Source organism: Rothia endophytica, assembly GCF_039543885.1.
GTDB lineage: Bacteria > Actinomycetota > Actinomycetes > Actinomycetales > Micrococcaceae > Rothia > Rothia endophytica.
In genome coordinates this window covers 1-517 of record NZ_BAABKP010000030.1, presented here as the reverse complement: position 1 = coordinate 517, position 517 = coordinate 1, and the positions used below count along the sequence as shown (strand labels likewise).

Sequence of the window (517 nt, the reverse complement as noted above, 5' to 3'; positions counted from 1 at the left end):
GATCGCCGAGATCGAGGGCCGCGCCCGCGGCGTGCTCGCGGGAACCGTCGAAACCGAAGCCTGGGACGACGTCGAGCGCCGCGTGCTCGACAAGCTCGCCGGCGGGTGAGAGCCCGAGCACCGCGAGCCCTTCGTCGTGCAGGTGGGGGACCGCCTCGGCGAGGGGGCCGGTGCGGGCCCACGGCACCCGGAGCACGTGCCCGAGCGACACCCGCACCGAGCGCCGGTAGAGCGGGCCGGCGCAGCGCGGGTCGAGCAGCACGGCGTCGACGCCGAACGCGGACATGCCGCGACGACCCGGGAACCCTGCCACCCCTAGCACGGCCTGGGCCGATCACCCCGCTTCGCAACGAGATCGAAGCACTCCTGTCATGTGCTGCGGTGCCCGGGTCACCGGGCCGGCGCACCCACCCGGCGGCGGACCTCGTCGGCGCCGAGGACGGCGCAGACCTGGTCGAGGCTGGGGCTCTGGCCCGATCCGGTGAGGGTGACGCGGACGATGTTCGACGCCTCGCGC

At 75.0% G+C, this 517-nt stretch carries 2 protein-coding genes; both read right to left on the bottom strand.

Features of this window, described 5'->3' with window-relative positions; translation table 11 throughout:
- On the bottom strand, window positions 1–286 hold a 286-nt coding region (locus ABD982_RS11380; RefSeq protein ID WP_425570058.1), incomplete at its 3' end, for a TrmH family RNA methyltransferase.
- A 104-nt stretch (window positions 287–390) separates the two neighbouring features.
- Window positions 391–501 carry a hypothetical protein gene (locus ABD982_RS11375; protein ID WP_425570059.1) on the bottom strand — a complete coding sequence of 37 codons (111 nt, stop codon included), beginning with the start codon at window positions 499–501 and terminating at the stop codon, window positions 391–393.
- Window positions 502–517: the final 16 nt, after the last annotated feature.